This is a genomic window from Pseudomonas sp. PDM27 (genome assembly GCF_019219205.1).
Taxonomy (GTDB): domain Bacteria; phylum Pseudomonadota; class Gammaproteobacteria; order Pseudomonadales; family Pseudomonadaceae; genus Aquipseudomonas; species Aquipseudomonas laurylsulfatiphila.
Map to the genome: position 1 here is coordinate 368,154 of NZ_JAHUWF010000001.1, position 16,663 is coordinate 384,816.

Sequence of the window (16,663 nt, forward strand, 5' to 3'; positions counted from 1 at the left end):
GCCGTTCTTGTTATTGGATTTGCTGGCCGGACATGAAGGCAATCAGCGCCAGGAACTGTTCCTGCGAACACTGCATGCACATGCCCATCGGCGGCATGCCGTTGTAGCCGTTGATCGCGTGATCGAGCAGCGTGTCGGCGCCCTGCAGCACCCGTGGCTCCCAGGCCTTGATGTCGCCGGTCAGCGGTGCACCGGCCGCCGGGTTGGCGTGGCAAAGCTTGCAGCTGTTCTCGTAGACCTGAGCCAGCTCGGCGTCGGCGGGCCTCGCGGCACCGGCTTCGCTGCGGCTCGGCGGGTTTTTCGGTTCTTCGCACCCTGCAAGCAACGCAAAGGCACACCCCGCCAAGGCCAAACAAAGGCTAGGCTTTTCAGTTAATCGGCTTGCCCGCATGGCTGTCCTCTCATGGGCTGCCCGGTTGGCCGGGTGCAGCTTTTTTGTTGTGATCAAGGAGAGCTCAACACTAAGGCACTCCACCCGGGCGGGTTGAGGGCATTGGGGGCCAACAAGGGGCGCTTCTGAGGCCATGACGCAGGGCAGCGATAGATCCGCGAACGGCAAAACGCTGAGATGAGTCATGACAAGGGTCGCTGAGGTCTGCTAAAACGATTCATCAGTGCATCACCCAATCCAGAGGGGTAGCGACATGACCACAGCCGATATTCTCCAGAACCTGTTCCCGAGCCCAGCCGACATCCCGGAAAAGTACCGCCTCGACGGCCAGACCGAACAGCGTGAGTACCTGGTCGATGGCGTACTGAAAACCTGGAACGGGCCACTGGCCCAGGTCCGCAGCCCGGTATACCTGACGGGTGCCGATGGCGACGAACAAGTGATACTCGGCAGCACGCCGCTGCTCGATGCCGACACCGCATTGACCGCCCTCGACGCTGCCGTGCGCGCCTACGACCGTGGCCAGGGATTGTGGCCGACCATGCGTGTGGCCGAGCGCATCCAGCACGTCGAAACCTTCCTCGGGCGCATGCGCGAGCAGCGCGACGCCGTGGTCAAGCTGCTGATGTGGGAAATCGGCAAGAACCTCAAGGACTCGGAAAAGGAATTCGACCGCACCTGCGACTACATCGTCGACACCATCAACGCGCTCAAAGAGCTCGATCGCCGCTCCAGTCGTTTTGAACTGGAACAGGACACCCTCGGCCAGATCCGCCGCGTGCCGCTGGGCGTCGCCCTGTGCATGGGGCCTTACAACTATCCGTTGAACGAAACCTTCACCACGCTGATCCCGGCGCTGATCATGGGCAACACCGTGGTGTTCAAACCGGCGAAACTCGGTGTGCTGCTGATTCGCCCGCTGCTGGAAGCCTTCCGTGATAGCTTCCCGGCCGGGGTGATCAACGTCATCTATGGCAGCGGCCGCGAGACGGTCAGTGCGCTGATGGCCAGCGGCAAGATCGACATCTTCGCCTTCATCGGCACCAACAAGGCCGCCAGCGACCTGAAAAAACTCCATCCCAAACCCCACCGCTTGCGCGCGGCGCTGGGCCTGGATGCGAAAAACCCGGGCATCGTCCTGCCGGAAGTGGACCTGGACAATGCGGTCAGTGAAGCGGTGACCGGGTCGCTGTCATTCAATGGCCAGCGCTGTACGGCCCTGAAGATCCTGTTTGTCCACGAAGACGTGGTCGAGTCCTTCATCGACAAATTCAATGCCAGGCTCGCCAACCTCAAGCCCGGCATGCCCTGGGAAAGTGGCGTCGCCCTGACGCCCCTGCCGGAATCGGGCAAGGTCGACTATCTGCACGCACTGGTGGCGGATGCCGAGAACAAAGGCGCCAGGGTGGTCAACCCCAACGGTGGCGAGGCCCGGGCGTCGTTCTTCTACCCGGCGGTGCTGTACCCGGTTACGCCGCAGATGCGCGTTTATCAGGAAGAACAGTTCGGCCCGGTCATCCCCATCGTGCCGTACCGTCATCTGGATACCGTGATCGATTACGTACTGGAGTCGGACTTCGGCCAGCAGTTGAGCATCTTCGGCACCAATCCGGTGGCGGTCGGCCGGCTGGTGGACACCTTTGCCAACCAGGTCGGGCGCATCAACCTCAATGCCCAATGCCAGCGTGGCCCGGACACCTACCCCTTCAATGGTCGCAAGAACTCGGCCGAAGGCACCCTGTCGGTGCATGACGCACTGCGGGTGTTTTCGATCCGCACGCTGGTGGCCACCAAGTTCCAGGAGACCAACAAGGACCTGATCAGCGAGATCATCAGTGGCCGCAGTTCGAGCTTCCTGACCACCGACTACATCTTCTGAGGAGAGCCAGCCTGAGTACATCCAGCGCCGATCGACTGCCACCGCTGCTGCGCCGATTGCTGCGTCCGTTGCTGGACCCGTACCGGCGCTACCGCCATGCCCGGGTGATCCATGCGGTGCGGGTGTCGCTCGGCTTGCTGGCGACGATTCTGCTGACCACCGGGATCAAACTGCCCCACGGTGAATGGGCGTCGGTGACCATGCTGGTGGTGATCGGCGGCTTGCAGCACCACGGCAACATCGGCAAGAAAGCCGCCGAGCGTGCCATCGGCACCTTGATCGGCGCCGGTGTCGGCCTGGCGCTGGTGGCCCAACAGGCCTGGCTCGGAATGCCCTGGCTGACCTATTTCGCGATGTCGGTGGTCTGCGGGTTTTTCTCGTATCACGCCATCGGCAAGGGCGGCTACACCGCGCTGCTGTCGGCGATTACCGTGTTCATCGTCGCCGGGCATGGCGACAACCCGGTAACCGATGGCTTGTGGCGCGGGGTGGATATTTTGATCGGCATTGCCCTGGCCCTGGCGTTTTCCTTCGCCCTGCCGCTGTACGCGGTGTATTCCTGGCGCTACAACCTGGCCGATGCCCTGCGTGATTGCGCGAAAGTCTACGGGCGCATCATTGACGGCCAGGCCATCACCGCCGACGAACACCTCAAGCTCATGACGCGCCTGAATGCGGCGATGGTGCAACTGCGCTCACTGATGCCGTCGGTGTCCAAGGAAGTGAAGATTTCCATGACCGAGCTCGATGCCATCCAGCGCAACCTGCGCATGTGCGTCAGCACCCTGGAAATCCTTGGCAATACCCGACCGGATGCCAATGACCCCGAGGCCATGACGCTCCTGCAAACGGCATTGAACGCCGAGCATCGCCAGATCCGCGTGCAATTGATCGGCATGGCCCGGGCGTTGAAATCAGGCGCCGTCCAGCGCCTCGATCGGCCCATTGAGGTGCCGCTGGTCAGCCTCGATGCACCGGTCTACAACAGGCTGGACGGCTATCGCCTGCTGACCCGACAACTGGCCGCCAACATCGGCGAGATGCGCCAGCGCCTGGCCAGGAACGCGCCGCGCTGGAACATCTGACGCCGGCGAAGCGGGTTACGGCGTCACCGTGCGCCGAAACTTCAGCGACCAGCCTTGCTGCATACCGGCAGCGGCCAGCAGGATTGCCGCGACGCCGATCCACTGCAGCGGCTCCAGACGATGGCCGAAGGCAAACCAGTCGACGAAAATCGCCGCAATCGGATAGATGAAGGACAGCGCCCCCGTCAGCGCAGTGGGCAGTTTTTGAATGGCGCCGTACAGCAACACATACATCACACCGGTGTGCACCATGCCCAGTGTCACCAGGCTGGCCCATGCGCTCGGCGCCTGCGGCAGTGTCGAAAGATTCGCCAATGGCGCGAGCAACAACACGCCGGTGCTGACCTGGATCAGCGCAATCAGGTGCGGTGGCGTCCCCGTCAAACGCTTGATGATCAGCGCCGCAATCGCATAGAGAAACGCCGCGCCCAACGCCAGGGCAATGCCCGTCAGGTAGTCGCTGCCGCTCTCGCCCTGGCTGCCATGGGCACTGACGATGGCCAGCATCCCGAGAAACGACACGCCCAGCCAGAGCATTTTCTGCGCGGTGATCTTTTCGTTGAGAAACAGCGCCGCCAGCCCGACCAGCATGAACGGCTGAACGTTATAGACGGCGGTGCCGATGGCAATCGACGCCCGGGAATAGGAGGCGAACAACAACACCCAGTTGCCAACGATCGCCACCCCGCTGAGCACGGCGAGCAAAAACGTGGTGCGGGTCAGGATACCGGGGCGCAGAAAGCCGAAGGCGGCGCAAATCAGCAACAAAGTGCCGGCACCGAACAGGCAGCGCCAGAACACCACATCCAGCACCGGTTGCCCGGACACCAGCACGAACCAACCGATGGTGCCGGAGATCAGCATGGCGGCCGTCATTTCAAACGAACCGCGGCGTAGGGATTTGTCCATCAGCAGACTCCTGTGTTTGTGGCCAAAGTATGCCAATGCACCACAGCGCCACTCCATAGCAAAAAGCAGGCTAAACTCTGAATCGGCCTTTATTATGAAGGCAGTTTTGAAAAAATGCCTAACAGAGGGTTTCGCCATGACCGATGACATCGACCAAGTGCTGATCACGGCCCTGATGGAAGATTCGCGACGTTCGCTCAAGGCCCTGGCGCAAATCAGCGGCCTGTCCTCCCCCAGTGTTGCCGAACGCCTGCGCCGCCTGGAAGAGCGCGGCGTGCTCAAGGGCTACACCGTTGAAATCGACCCGAAAAGCTTCGGTTATCAACTCCAGGCCATCGTGCGTATTCGCCCGTTGCCGGGCCAGTTGCAAGAGGTGGAGCGGCAAATCATGGCCATTCCCGAATTCACCGAGTGCGACAAGGTGACCGGCGACGACTGTTTCATCGCACGCTTGCACGTGCGCTCGATGGAACAACTGGACACCCTGCTCGACCGCCTCAACACCCACGCTGAAACCAACACGGCCATCGTCAAGAAAACCCCGGTCAAGCGCCGGTTGCCGCCCATGGCGTGAGTGATATTTGTTTCAGGCTGCAGTAGATTGAAGGTTTCCGGCGAAGGATTGACGGTATGAAAACTCAGGCAATGCTACTGGTGGTAATCATGCTTGCGGGTTGCGGCACGATTCAGACGGTTGTGCGCAGTGACGAAGTGGCCTCGAAAAGTCTCAAGGAACAAAAGAGTTACTGCGGCGCGGTACCACGAATCTACAGCGGCGTGACCTACGACTTTTGCATGCTGAACGCGCCCCTCGAGGAGGGTCGGGATGCGCAGGCACATGGCCCCGCCCCCGCCGTCGTGCTACTCGATGTGGTCGTGTCCGGGGCGATGGACACCTTGCTGCTGCCCTACACCATCTACCGCCAGCAAGCTGACGGCAGCATTGTCATTACCGAGTAACCCTGGTTTCCAGGCAATAAAAAACCCGCCTGAGCGGGTTTTTTACTTCAAGGCCGACGATCAGTCATCACGGCTCATGATGCCGAACAGCTGCAACAGGCTGACGAACAGGTTGTAGATCGATACATACAGGCTGATGGTGGCCATGATGTAGTTGCGCTCGCCGCCGTGAATGATGGCGCTGGTCTGGAACAGAATGCAGACCGAGGAGAACAGCACGAAACCTGCGCTGATCGCCAGTTGCAGACCGCTGATCTGGAAGAAGAAGCTCGCCAGCGTCGCACCCAGCAGCACAAAGAAGCCTGCCGTGATGAAACCGCCGAGGAAGCTCATGTCCTTGCGGGTGATCAGCACATAGGCCGACAGGCCGCCGAACACCAGCGCAGTCATCGCGAAGGCCGAGCTGACGACTTCAGCGCCACCCTGCATACCCAGGTAACGGTTGAGGATCGGACCGAGCAGGAAACCCATGAAACCGGTCAGGGCAAATGCCGACACCAGGCCCCAGGCCGAATCACGGAGTTTGTTGGTGAGGAAGAAAAGACCGTAGAAGCCAATCAGCACCACGAAGATATTCGGGTAGCCAACACGCATCTGCTGGGCAACGTAGGCCGTCACACCGCTGAATGCGAGGGTCAGGGCGAGCAAGCCGTATGTGTTGCGCAGGACGCGGCTAACCTCTAGCTGCTCAGCCTGCACGCTGTTATTAACTGCGTAATCCTGTTCGCGCATGGCGACACTCCTGTTGGTTTGAAACGTTCAGTCGCAAAGATCATAACAGACGCTCTGTAACTAGCTATGCAGAGAGTTTGACAGTGTGTTTCATTCAGGTATTATGGCGCCCGCAACGCAAACGGAGGTGTGGCCGAGTGGTTTAAGGCAACGGTCTTGAAAACCGTCGACTGTAACAGGTCCATGAGTTCGAATCCCATCGCCTCCGCCATCTTTATACGACAAAGCCCTGATTATTCAGGGCTTTGTCGTTTCTGGGGTTTGGCTGACTGAACACTGCGGTGATGCCAGCATTTCCGCATCTTTTCGACGATTTCCGCCACCCGTCAACTGAAACCTGATCGCTTCCTTGCTGCTCAAAATCAATGAACATCAGCTCCCGCAAGAAGCAGCCATCGAGTGGCAACCGTTTTTATCATTCATCTTCCATGAGCGCTTTGATCCGCCCGGATCTTTCCGCAGCCAGCAACACGGCATAATCTCTCGCATTTTGATCGGCATAGATCATGGCAAATTGGCCGAGTGCCTGGTCGAAGGTGTCCGATTTACCCAGGTAGCCGCTTATGAGAGCAGCGTCCCCTGACTTGGCGTGGGCACGGGCCAGAGTAAGACCGCACCATTGGGCATACAACTTCATGCGCGGCGCCGATATGCCTTCGATCGGCACTGACATTTTCATGTCGCGCAACTGGCGAACAAAGTAATCCCGACCGTTATCGCCGCGCGTCCAGCCAAGAAAGATGTCACTCGAGGACTGCATCAGTCGCTGCCCGGTGACCACGCGCTGCCCCTGATTCTCGTAGTCGCTCTTGCCCGCATAGGGCGCCAGTACCGAGGGGCAGGCTTCCTTGAACTGCAGGAGCAACGGATGGTTTTCTGCAGAAAAGAACAGGCCGACGAAGCAGTAGGTACCGACGCTACCGATCCCGACTGCCTTTATGGCAATGTCTTCAAGGCGATAACGATCGAAGAGCACACGCCGTTCATGGGGGAGTGACAGTCGATAATCCTGCAGCGCCTGACGGGCTCGCTGCAAAAAATCCTTCTCATCCGAGTGATAAAGTATGGGGGGCTGATCGACCAAGCGCCTGCGCCCGGCCACTTCGCTGCTGATTTTGGGGTAGAGGTAATCGCCGACACGCCCCTTTGCCTTGGCAACCACTTGCTCCCGAAATTTTTTGATCTCTGCCGTGGGCGCCATGTCGATAATCGTTTGGGCATCCAGACGGTCATACCAGACATTCAGCGGGCTCATCTTCGACAGTTTGCGCAGGCGCTCACGGTAAGCACGAATGCATTCGACAGCGATCGATTCAGCCGCCTTGTCGCTATGCCGGTTATCGCGTGACGCCACGACGAAACTGATCGCCAGACGTTTAACGTCCCACTCCCAGGGAGCGGGAAGCGTTTCGTCGAAATCGTTGATGTCAAAAATCAGATTGCGCTCAGGCGTCGCGAACAACCCGAAGTTCAACAGGTGGCAATCCCCGCAGGCTTGCACCTCAATACCAGTGGTTGGGGTTGTGGCCAAGTCATGCGCCATCAAGCCCGCAGAGCCGCGTAAAAATGTGAAGGGGCTACGCAGCATGCGCCCATAGCGCACAGGTACCAGATTGGGTAACCGGTAGCGGTTTGATTCTTCCAGCAGTTCAATGGGGTCACGATGTTTACGCGGCGGTTTCCATACGGCGTGTAACGAATGCGGCAGGCTCTCTCTCAATCGCTCACCCGCGCTCATACGCTCCTTACGCGAGCGAAAAACGGGTTCATCCATTGTGGCGGTGAGTTTGTTACCTGTTACGTTGGCTGGCTTTTTCTTACGGGGCGACATATCCACTCCTTTGCAGCAGCAAACTGGCAGATGCCCAAGCGTATCGATACAAGCGTAGCACCCCTGACTCCACCCAAAAAAAGACGGCCCGAAGGCCGCCAAAGTACTGCATGGAGTTAGTTTGCGGATGGCTGCGCAGGATGCTTGCCGGCGTGCACCGGCGGTAGCAGCCATGCCGCCAGTGCCGGTAGCAACAGGATGGCGCCCCAGACATTGACCAGGAACATGAACGCCAACAGCACGCCCATGTCGGCCTGGAACTTGAGGGTGGAAAACACCCATGTGGACACGGACACCGTCATTGTTATTGCGGTGAACAACGAGGCAGTGCCACGCTGCTTCAGCGCTTCGACAAACGCCTGACGCAGGTCTGAATGACGTGAATGCATTTCGTGCTTGATCCGCTCGAACAAGTAAATGCCGTAATCCACGCCGACCCCGACGCCCAGTGCCACCACCGGTAGCGTGTTGACCTTGAGACCAATACCCAGCCATGCCATCAACCCGTTGCACAGCACCGTGACCAGCGCCAGTGGAAGGATGATGCACAGGGTGATACGCAGCGAGCGAAAACTCAGCAGGCAGAGTAAGGTCACCGAGCCGAAAAGCGCGAGATTCACCCACTTGTCCGCCGCCTCGACCGCCTCATTGGTCGCGGCCATTACCCCGACATTGCCACTGGCCAGTTGAAAACGAAGGTCATCGCCGTCGTGGGTTACCTTGAACGCCTTGATCCGTTCGATGATGTTGCTGATAGTCGAGGCCTGGTGATCTTCGGTGTACAGCGAGATCGGCATGGCACTGCAGGTGGAGTTCATCAGTTCATTGCCAAGACGCGTGGCGAAACCCACGCCTTGAGCAATTTGCGCCTGCTCCTCGGGAATGGTGCGCCATTTGATGAAGGTTTCCGCGTAGCCCTGGGTGATCTGCCCGACATAACCCGCCAGCCCTCGCACCGTACCGACGCCCGGGGTCTGCTTCATCTCGAATTCGAAATCTTCGACTTTGCCCAGAATGTTGCGGTCAACACAGGGCGACTCGTTGCCCTTTGCCTCAACCACCACCTGCAACAGATCAACGCCGATGGCGAAGTTACGGGTGACCATCGCCACGTCCTGGTTATAACGCGAATCGGCACGCAGCTCCGGGACACCCTGCCCCGTGTCTCCCACCTTCAACTTTCCCGCCTGCCACATGCCGACACCGAGCAGAACCACTGCAATCAGGATGACCGGCACACTGCCCTTGCGGGTTGCCAATCCCCCCAGATGTTCCCACAACCAGTCCCCAGAGGTTTCCTTGCCCCGCAGGCGCTCGGCATCCCTGGCCGAAATGCGCATGTAAGACAGCAGGATCGGCAACAGCAGTTTGTTGGTGAGGATCATCAGGCTGACCCCCAAGGTCGCGGTGATGGCCAGTTCCCGCACCATCTCGATCTGCACGAAGGCGATTACCAGAAACCCCAGTGCATTGGCCAGCAGCGCCATGGCACCTGGAATGAAGAGCTTCTGGAAGCAATTGCGCGAAGCGGTAATGCTGTCGTGACCATGCAACACTTCCAGTTTCCAGGCGTTGGTCATCTGCACCGCATGGGAGACACCAATGGAGAAAATCAGGAACGGCACCAAAATCGACATGGGGTCGAGTGCCAACCCCAACAGCGGCAGAAGACCCAGTAGCCATACCACCGGGACCATGGCGCAAACCAACGCCCAGGACGTCAGCATCAGCGAGCCGCAATACCAATACAGCAACAGTGCGGTGATCACGAAGGCCACGGCGAAGAACAGCAGCACCCCGGCGGCACCGTCTGCGATATCCCCGGTCGACTTGGCGAAGCCAATGATGTGCACGCTGACGCCATCTTTTTCGTGTTTGGCGCGAATCGCCTCCAGGGACTGGCTGACCGCTTGCAGATCCAGGCGCAAGCCGGTCTCCGGGTCCACTTCCTGCAAGTTCGCCACCACCATGGCGGCGCTCAAGTCATTGGAGACGATACGGCCGACCCAATCGGACTTCAGCACATTTTCGCGCACCGCCTTCAGCTGCTCTGGAGTACCGGAGAAGTCGGCCGCAACAATGTTGCCGCCCCTGAAGCCGTCTTCTACGACCTCGTTGTAGCGCACATTGGAGGTGAACAACGAAGTGACCGAGCTACGCTCGACGCCCTTGATGTAGAAAACTTCCTCGGTGACCTGATGCAAGCTCTCCATGAATCCGGGGTCGAAGATCTCGCCCTTTTCGTTCTTCAACGCCAGCAACACTTTGTTGGCGCCGCCGAAAACCGACTGGTACTTGAGAAAGGACTGCATGTACTCATGCTGCAGCGGGATCATCTTGGAAAAGCCCGCCTCCACACGCAGCCGTGTGGCGGTGAAGGTAAACAGCAGCGTCAATAGAATGAAAAAAATCAGAAGCGGGCGACGCAAGTGAAAAATCCACCAGGACACCCGACCGACCAGACTACGGGAGAAGTGGTGGCGGTCGAGCACCTGAACGTCGCCCACAAGCTCGAGCCCCTGATTGTCATGGTACTTACTCATAGAAACCTCAATTGGCTGTCGCTTGCGTCAAGCTCAGAGACTGAACACCGGCATCGCCCACGGCCAGGGCACCACCGGTCACCGCAACTATCTGCGAGAGCCCGCCACGGGCGGCGTGACTCAGCTCAAAGCTTTTGCCATCGTCGTTACTCAGTGCCAGCAACCCGGCATTGCCGACCAGGGCGATACGCCCGTCAGGCAAAACCTGCCCCCCTTGCAGTGCAACCTTGGCGTCCAGGGGAATCAGCTGCCAGGTATCTCCCCGGTCGTTTGAGCGATACAGATTGCCGCGCATGCCGAAAGCCAACAGCGCACCACTTGGCGTCTGCAGTCCGCCAAAAAAAGAACCCTCGTAAGGCGATTGCAACGCCTCCCAGTTCAGCCCCAGGTCACGCGAGCGCAGCAAGGTGCCGGATTCGCCGAAAAGGAACAGGTCACCACCGACCTTCAGCACTTTGGCGATGTGCCGATCAAAGTCCTCCCCCATCACCGTTTTCTTGCTCCAGCTCAAGCCAGCGTCGACGGATTCCAGATAGTGACCGAATGCGCCATAGGCGACGAAATGCTGGCCGCCCAGGTAGGTGACACCGAGCAGCGAATCATGACCGATACCGTCCACCCCTACGGCTGTCCATTGCTGACCGCCGTCGGTGGTGCGCAACAGGGTCGCGCCATGTCCAACGGCGATACCCAGTCGGTCGTTGGCGAAAGCAAGCCCGGTCAGCGTTCGATCGGCTGGCGTATGAATGCCCTGCCAATGTTGCCCATCATCCGCGGAACGAAGGATCCAGCCGCGCTCGCCGGCACTGAACAGTTGACTGCCCACACGCTGGATATCGAGCAGGATGATTCGCTGTGAATTGATCCCGGTCTGGATCGAGCCAGGCGTCTCGGCATGTACAGCAGATGCCGCGATGAGTGCCGCCCACAACACCCTGTGAACGGACTTGCCCAAAATAGCCATTGGCCGCTCCTCTCTTGTATTTGTAATCGACGACCCGCAACCGGGTCGCCTTGAGACTGCCTGAGGGCTTAGTGACCAGCGCGACGCAGGGCATCGGGCTGGAAGTCGGCCTGACGTCCCTTGACGCCGAACTTCCAGGGTTGCTTGACCTCATTGTCCAGGCCCGAGACCATGTAGTTGCCGTTGCTCAGATCATGGAAGATGTTGGCGCGGTACCACGGCACACCGACGTCATAGAACTGGATCATCGGGTGCACGCCAATGCGCCATAGCTGGCCGCGAGTGTCGTAGGCGTCTTCGAGCAACACGGTCCAGCTGTCCTCGTCGAGATACATCACGCGCTTGCCGTAGATATGCTTCTGCCCGGCCTTGAGCGTGCCCTCGACGACCCAGGTACGGTGGAGTTCGTAGCGCATCAGGTCGGCATTGACGGTGCCTTTTTGCAGGATGTTTTCGTATTTCAGCGACTTATCGGACAACTTGTAGTCGTTGTACGGAACATAGATTTCCTGCTTGCCGACCAGTTTCCAGTCATAGCGGTCGGGCGCGCCGTTATAGCCGTCGTACTGATCGGTCACCCGCATGCTCTCGGTGCCATCGCTGACGTTGTCATACGCCAGGTCCGGTGCGCGGCGCACACGACGGGCACCGGCGTTGTAGATCCAGGCCGAGCGCGCTTCCTTGACCTGATCCACCGGTTCACGCACCAGGTAGACCGTGCCCTGCAACGTGGCCGGTTCGAGGAAGTAGCCCAGGAAGGAAAACAGGTGGTTGTCCATACTGCGATCCATGTTCTGGTCGAACACGCGGTTCTCGCGGAAACCAACCTTGTAGAACTCGCCGCTGCTACGTACCGGGAACCAGTGATAGGTCCGCTCGAAGCCACCACCCAAGTAGCGAACCAAGTGGTTCCAGATTGCTTCCTGACCGTTCTTCGGGATCGGGAACGGTATGTTCGAGCCATTGAGGTTGCTCAGACCGAAACCCTGCAACTCGACCTGAGTGGACTGAGTCTTGGCTTTGGCGGTGACTTCAGTCGGCAGTGCGGCGGTGCGCCGGGTCTGGTAGATCGGCATCTTGAAGTTGTCATACTTCTTCAACAAAGCCAGGGTGCCGGGCGACAGCTTGTCTTTGTATTGATCGGCATTGGCCGCGGTGATCACCATCTGCGGCTTGTCTTGCGGGAACGGATCAACGTAGCCCTTCTCCGGACTCCAGCCTGCCGGAGGAGCCGTCAGGCCGCCCTGCCAGGCTGGAATGCTGCCATCGGCATTGCCGGCCTTCTCGGCGCCAACCGGAGTGAGGTCGTTACCCAGGCGAGCAGCCTCTGCATCGGTCAATTTGGCGAAAGCGTCGTTCCCGCCAAGCAACAGTGCGATGGCAATAGCCAGGGCACGCGGGGTGTGGCAAGTCTTTATTGTTTTCATGCCTTGTTCCTCATCAGAACTTGTAGCTGTAATTCATCGAGTAGTAGTCCCGGTCACGCAACGGGTCGTACTTGGCGTCGTTGTTGTACGTCACATAGTTGAACTCCAGGCTGTGGGCCTTCAGGTAGTCGAAACGAACGCCGGCACCGACGGTAAACCGGCCTTCGTTGAACTGGCCGTCCATCGAAACCCCTTCCACGTCCTGCCCCAGGAACAAACTCGGGTAAGTGCTGACGCCTACGCCCAACAGGTCCGGGTACTCCAGTTGCCCTCGCAATCTGTAGCCCCAGGCGAAGTCGGTGATGTAACCGTCGTTCTTGCAGCCGTCGGGTTGCGGGTTGGTCGCAGTGCCGCAGAGGTTCCCGCCATAGCTGGGCGCCGAACCCGGGCCAAAGATGAAACCGCGACCGTAACGAATGTCGCTGTCACCCTGAGGGATGTCGTTCCACTGGAAGGCAACTTCACCGGCCACCTGCAGGCTCGATGCGCCCAGAACGTTGGGGAACAGGTTGATGCCGTTGATCTGCAGCTGGGTTTTATCGAAGCGGTCATACCCGGTGATATAGGCGTTCGGGCCAGCGGCTCGCGCGCCCGCACCTTGCGGTCCCACCCCTTGGGCAGCGGCGGCAAGCAGGTCGTTGCCGTTACGTTGTACCGGCGTATTTGGCGAGTAGCTCAGTTCCGCACCGACCGACCAACTGGCCAGCGTGGTGGCGGCGCTCAGGCCATACAGGTGGATGTCTTCGGGATACTCCCAGAAGGCAGTCGTCGAGGTCGCACCGAACGGCAGGTTTTCATGGACCTGCACCGGGTTGAGGAAGGGTGCGCGCGCCCCGGCGGGAATCCGGCCCCAATCGCCGCTTTGGGCGGAAATGATCGGCGTACGCGAGTGGATGGTCATGGCGTAGGCACCGAGCTCCGTGTCGATCGATTCGACCAGATAGTGCAGCGCCACACCCCATTGCCCCGAATCCCGGGCTTCATCGCCAGTGCTCAGTGGGACGTTCATGCCATTGCGAAAGCCCACCGGGTTGCTGACGTTAGGCAGCGACGTGGCCATGGTGCAACCACCCGGATGAGTCGAAATGATGGTTTCGGTGGTCGACCAGTAGTTGCCACAGCCCTCAACGGCAGTAGGCTCCCACTTGAACTGGTAAAACGCTTCCAGCGACAGCCCGTCACTCAAGCCGAAGCTGCTGGAAATCATCCACACCGGCAACAACGCTTCCTTGACCTCGGTGCCCGGACGGCGCAGTGAAGGAACGTCGATCGGGTTGATCTGGTTGAGCCCCTGAACAAAGATGCTCTCGCCCCAGTTCAGCACCTGGCGACCCAGGCGCACCTGCAGCGGGTGATCGTCCAGGTGGTAGGTGTCGTAGACGTAGGCGTCGAGCAGGTAAACGCCTTTGTTCCTTTGCAGGTCGTCAAAGCCGTTATCGGACAATGGCTTTTTCTGGTAACCATTGGCCTGGTTGCCAAAGTGCACGTCTTCGTCTTCCAGCGCCTGGTCGTACCAGCCCTTCACGCGCAGCATGCCGCCCATGTCGCCGTTGTGCAGGTTCAGTTCGGTGAGGAACTTGCCGATGGTAGAAAACCGGTCGCCGCGATCGTAGTTGAGGTTGCCGCCATCGGTATTGGAACCGCCCAGGCCGTCGGTCTTGCCGATCACCTGTCCGTCGAGTCGACTGTACAACTCGTTATCACGCCCTTCGGCGCGCCAGCTGCTGCCAACGGAAAGTGTGGTGTCGAGGCTCCCCGACCAACCGCTCTCGGTATCAAAATTGAATGCCTGGGCATTGCCGGCGCCCACTCCGAGAATTCCAAGCACGACTGCCTGACCAAGCTGATGCCGGACAAAGCCTGTTTGTGGCGAACTTATTCTTATCATTGTTCACATTCCTAAATAATCCCGACGCTACGGTTCAACCCACCACTCTTTGGCTCCTGGATTCCCTGTGAAAAAACCTCCCTCCCCAACCACCCGGCCGCCAGAGACTGGCCGGACAAGTAAACATTGACTGCGCAGCGCTTAACCCTCCCGAGATGGGAGGGGGTTGGGAGGGAGGCAGGAAAGGGAGTCACACGGCACTGGCGAATGGGAAATACAGGCGCACGCCGCTGCCGGCTGTTGCGCACAACAGCCGGGGCGAATCAAGCAGGAAGGGAGAAACAGCGGGGTCGCAAAGCCCGTCCACAAGAGCTCATCGATGACTTGGCAGTGGCCGGCTCAAGTCATCGATGGTCGGTTCCGCCCGGAGATGGATCACTCAACCAACACGCCGTGAACTGCCCTGCCAGAAGGGTTCACGCAGTTCGCTCTTGAGCACCTTGCCAGCGCCCGAGAGCGGTAACGCAGCACGGAACTCCACGCTTTTCGGCGACTTGTAGCCGGCGATCTGACGCTTGCAATGGGCAATCAATTCTTCGCCATTCGGTTCGGCGCCAGGCTTGAGTACCACCACGGCATGCACCGCCTCGCCCCATTGCTCGCTAGGGATCCCGATCACCGCACACATGGCGATATCCGGGTGGCTGCACAAGGCATTCTCGACCTCCGCCGAGAACACGTTTTCGCCACCGGTGACGATCATGTCCTTGAGGCGGTCGACAATGAAGATGTAGCCATTTTCGTCCATCCTGGCCCCGTCCCCCGTACGCAACCAGCCATCACCAGGCAGAGCCGCCAGGGTTTGCTCGGGCTTGTTCAGATACCCGCTCATTGCATTCGGGCCCCGAACGACGATTTCACCCATGCTGCCACGTGGCACCTCACAGCCATCGTCGTCGACGATCTTGACTTCCACCGCTCGGGTGGCACGACCACAGGAGCGCAGCATGCCGGCAGCGGCGGCCGCCGCGGTGTGCTGAGCCGGGCCGAGCAGCGAAACAATGGGCGACATCTCCGTCTGGCCATAAGCCTGGAACAGCTGCAGTTGCGGCAGCATGGCCTGCAGGCTCCACAGCGTCTGCTCCTGAATGGGCGAAGCGCCGTACACCAGGTGCTGCAACGAGGACAGGTCGTAATTGTCCACCTCGGGATGATTGATCAACAACTGAATCATGGTCGGCACCAGCATGGCCACCTGAATGCCGTGACGCTGAATCGCCGCCATCGCTTCGGCCGGCTGGAACGCCGGCAGAATGACGTGAGTCGCGCCTTCGAGCACACCGACATAACCGGTGGACATGTCCGCAAGATGGAACATCGGTGCTGCGCGCAGCATGACTGAATCAGGCGGTACCAGGCCCTCGACATCCAGCGCAATCTGGCTGCTCCAGAAGGCCGTATGACTGATCATCACGCCCTTGGGGAAACCCGTGGTGCCGCCGGTATAGAACACACCAAGGAGTGAATCGCCGCCACGTCGGGCATCCTCCATGGGCGAGGCCTGGGCAATCAGCGTTTCGTAATCCAGCATCCCATCCGGCGTGGTGCCGTCACCGACGTAGATGACATGACGCAACGAAGGAACCTGCCTGGATAAGCGCAGACCGATGTCCTTGAAGGTCTCGTCAACCAACAGTACCGAGGTTTGCGAATCGGTCAGGGCATAAGCGTTCTCCTCCGCACTCCAGCGCGTGTTGCAAAGATTGAGAACGGCATCGGCCCAGGGTACGGCGAAGCAATATTCGAGGTAACGATCAGAGTTCAAACCCAGCATGGCGACGCAATCGCCGCTCTGTACGCCAAGCTCACGCAACGCCCCGGCCAGTCTCGCAACACGCTCGACAAACTGCTGCAGAGTACGACTGCGATCGCCGTAGATCGTCATTAATCGCTCGGGCGCGCACTGTAGATTACGGTGCAAGGGCTGAGTGAAGTACATGGTCTCTCCTGAAGTTGCAGCTATTGTTATTGTCCGTGCCTTGACGGCAGGAGACGGCAATGCCGGGCGCTCACCGCTGGGTGCAGGAGCATTGCAGGTCTGGAGCCATCAGCAC

General features: G+C 59.4%; 13 protein-coding genes and 1 tRNA gene. 5 read left to right on the top strand and 9 right to left on the bottom strand.

The genetic code is table 11. The features are described 5' to 3' along the window. Positions 1-10: 10 nt before the first annotated feature. Positions 11-391 carry a cytochrome c5 family protein gene (locus KW838_RS01770; protein WP_218500146.1) on the bottom strand — a complete coding sequence of 127 codons (381 nt, stop codon included), beginning with the start codon at positions 389-391 and terminating at the stop codon, positions 11-13. A 253-nt stretch (positions 392-644) separates the two neighbouring features. Here KW838_RS01770 and KW838_RS01775 point away from each other — a divergent pair, with 253 nt between their 5' ends. Together KW838_RS01775 and KW838_RS01780 are read left to right on the top strand one after the other, a co-directional pair. Next, entirely contained in the window at positions 645-2,270 is a 1,626-nt protein-coding gene (locus KW838_RS01775; protein WP_218500147.1) for an NADP-dependent glyceraldehyde-3-phosphate dehydrogenase, read from the top strand. A gap of 44 nt (positions 2,271-2,314) precedes the next feature. Then, positions 2,315-3,355, top strand: coding sequence for an FUSC family protein (locus tag KW838_RS01780; RefSeq protein WP_218500606.1), 1,041 nt, complete (start codon positions 2,315-2,317; stop codon positions 3,353-3,355). 15 nt (positions 3,356-3,370) lie between these two features. Here the strand turns inward: KW838_RS01780 and KW838_RS01785 are convergent, their stop codons facing one another. After that, positions 3,371-4,264 (bottom strand): DMT family transporter, encoded by an 894-nt coding sequence (locus tag KW838_RS01785; RefSeq protein WP_218500148.1) that lies wholly within the window; start codon positions 4,262-4,264, stop codon positions 3,371-3,373. Positions 4,265-4,400: 136 nt separating this feature from the next. Between KW838_RS01785 and KW838_RS01790 the strand changes: the two genes are divergently transcribed. Next, complete coding sequence (locus KW838_RS01790; protein ID WP_007973356.1) at positions 4,401-4,838, top strand: Lrp/AsnC family transcriptional regulator; 438 nt, start codon at positions 4,401-4,403, stop codon at positions 4,836-4,838. Between the two features lie 56 nt (positions 4,839-4,894). Further along, positions 4,895-5,224: a YceK/YidQ family lipoprotein gene (locus tag KW838_RS01795; RefSeq protein WP_218500149.1), complete on the top strand. Its 330-nt coding sequence runs from the start codon at positions 4,895-4,897 to the stop codon at positions 5,222-5,224. A gap of 60 nt (positions 5,225-5,284) precedes the next feature. On the opposite strand, the gene KW838_RS01800 is transcribed toward KW838_RS01795, so the two are convergent. Beyond that, the gene (locus tag KW838_RS01800) at positions 5,285-5,956 is read right to left on the bottom strand and encodes a Bax inhibitor-1/YccA family protein (protein WP_102699713.1); all 672 of its coding nucleotides are present in this window, start codon (positions 5,954-5,956) and stop codon (positions 5,285-5,287) included. A gap of 123 nt (positions 5,957-6,079) precedes the next feature. Between KW838_RS01800 and KW838_RS01805 the strand changes: the two genes are divergently transcribed. Further along, positions 6,080-6,167, top strand: a tRNA-Ser gene (locus KW838_RS01805). Positions 6,168-6,371: 204 nt separating this feature from the next. On the opposite strand, the gene KW838_RS01810 is transcribed toward KW838_RS01805, so the two are convergent. The 6 genes from KW838_RS01810 to KW838_RS01835 form a co-directional block, all read right to left on the bottom strand. Continuing rightward, positions 6,372-7,787 carry a DUF2252 domain-containing protein gene (locus KW838_RS01810; RefSeq protein WP_256358693.1) on the bottom strand — a complete coding sequence of 472 codons (1,416 nt, stop codon included), beginning with the start codon at positions 7,785-7,787 and terminating at the stop codon, positions 6,372-6,374. A gap of 116 nt (positions 7,788-7,903) precedes the next feature. Then, positions 7,904-10,330 carry an RND family transporter gene (locus tag KW838_RS01815; RefSeq protein ID WP_218500150.1) on the bottom strand — a complete coding sequence of 809 codons (2,427 nt, stop codon included), beginning with the start codon at positions 10,328-10,330 and terminating at the stop codon, positions 7,904-7,906. Positions 10,331-10,337: 7 nt separating this feature from the next. After that, the gene (locus KW838_RS01820; RefSeq protein ID WP_218500151.1) at positions 10,338-11,294 is read right to left on the bottom strand and encodes a YCF48-related protein; all 957 of its coding nucleotides are present in this window, start codon (positions 11,292-11,294) and stop codon (positions 10,338-10,340) included. Between the two features lie 68 nt (positions 11,295-11,362). Further along, positions 11,363-12,721 (bottom strand): DUF1329 domain-containing protein, encoded by a 1,359-nt coding sequence (locus KW838_RS01825; protein ID WP_218500152.1) that lies wholly within the window; start codon positions 12,719-12,721, stop codon positions 11,363-11,365. Between the two features lie 13 nt (positions 12,722-12,734). Further along, on the bottom strand, positions 12,735-14,549 hold the full coding sequence (locus KW838_RS01830; protein WP_371317808.1) for a DUF1302 domain-containing protein: 1,815 nt from the start codon (positions 14,547-14,549) through the stop codon (positions 12,735-12,737). A 439-nt stretch (positions 14,550-14,988) separates the two neighbouring features. Next, a complete protein-coding gene (locus KW838_RS01835) occupies positions 14,989-16,548 on the bottom strand; it encodes a long-chain fatty acid--CoA ligase (protein WP_218500154.1) in 1,560 nt (519 codons plus the stop codon). Between the last annotated feature and the right edge of the window lie 115 nt (positions 16,549-16,663).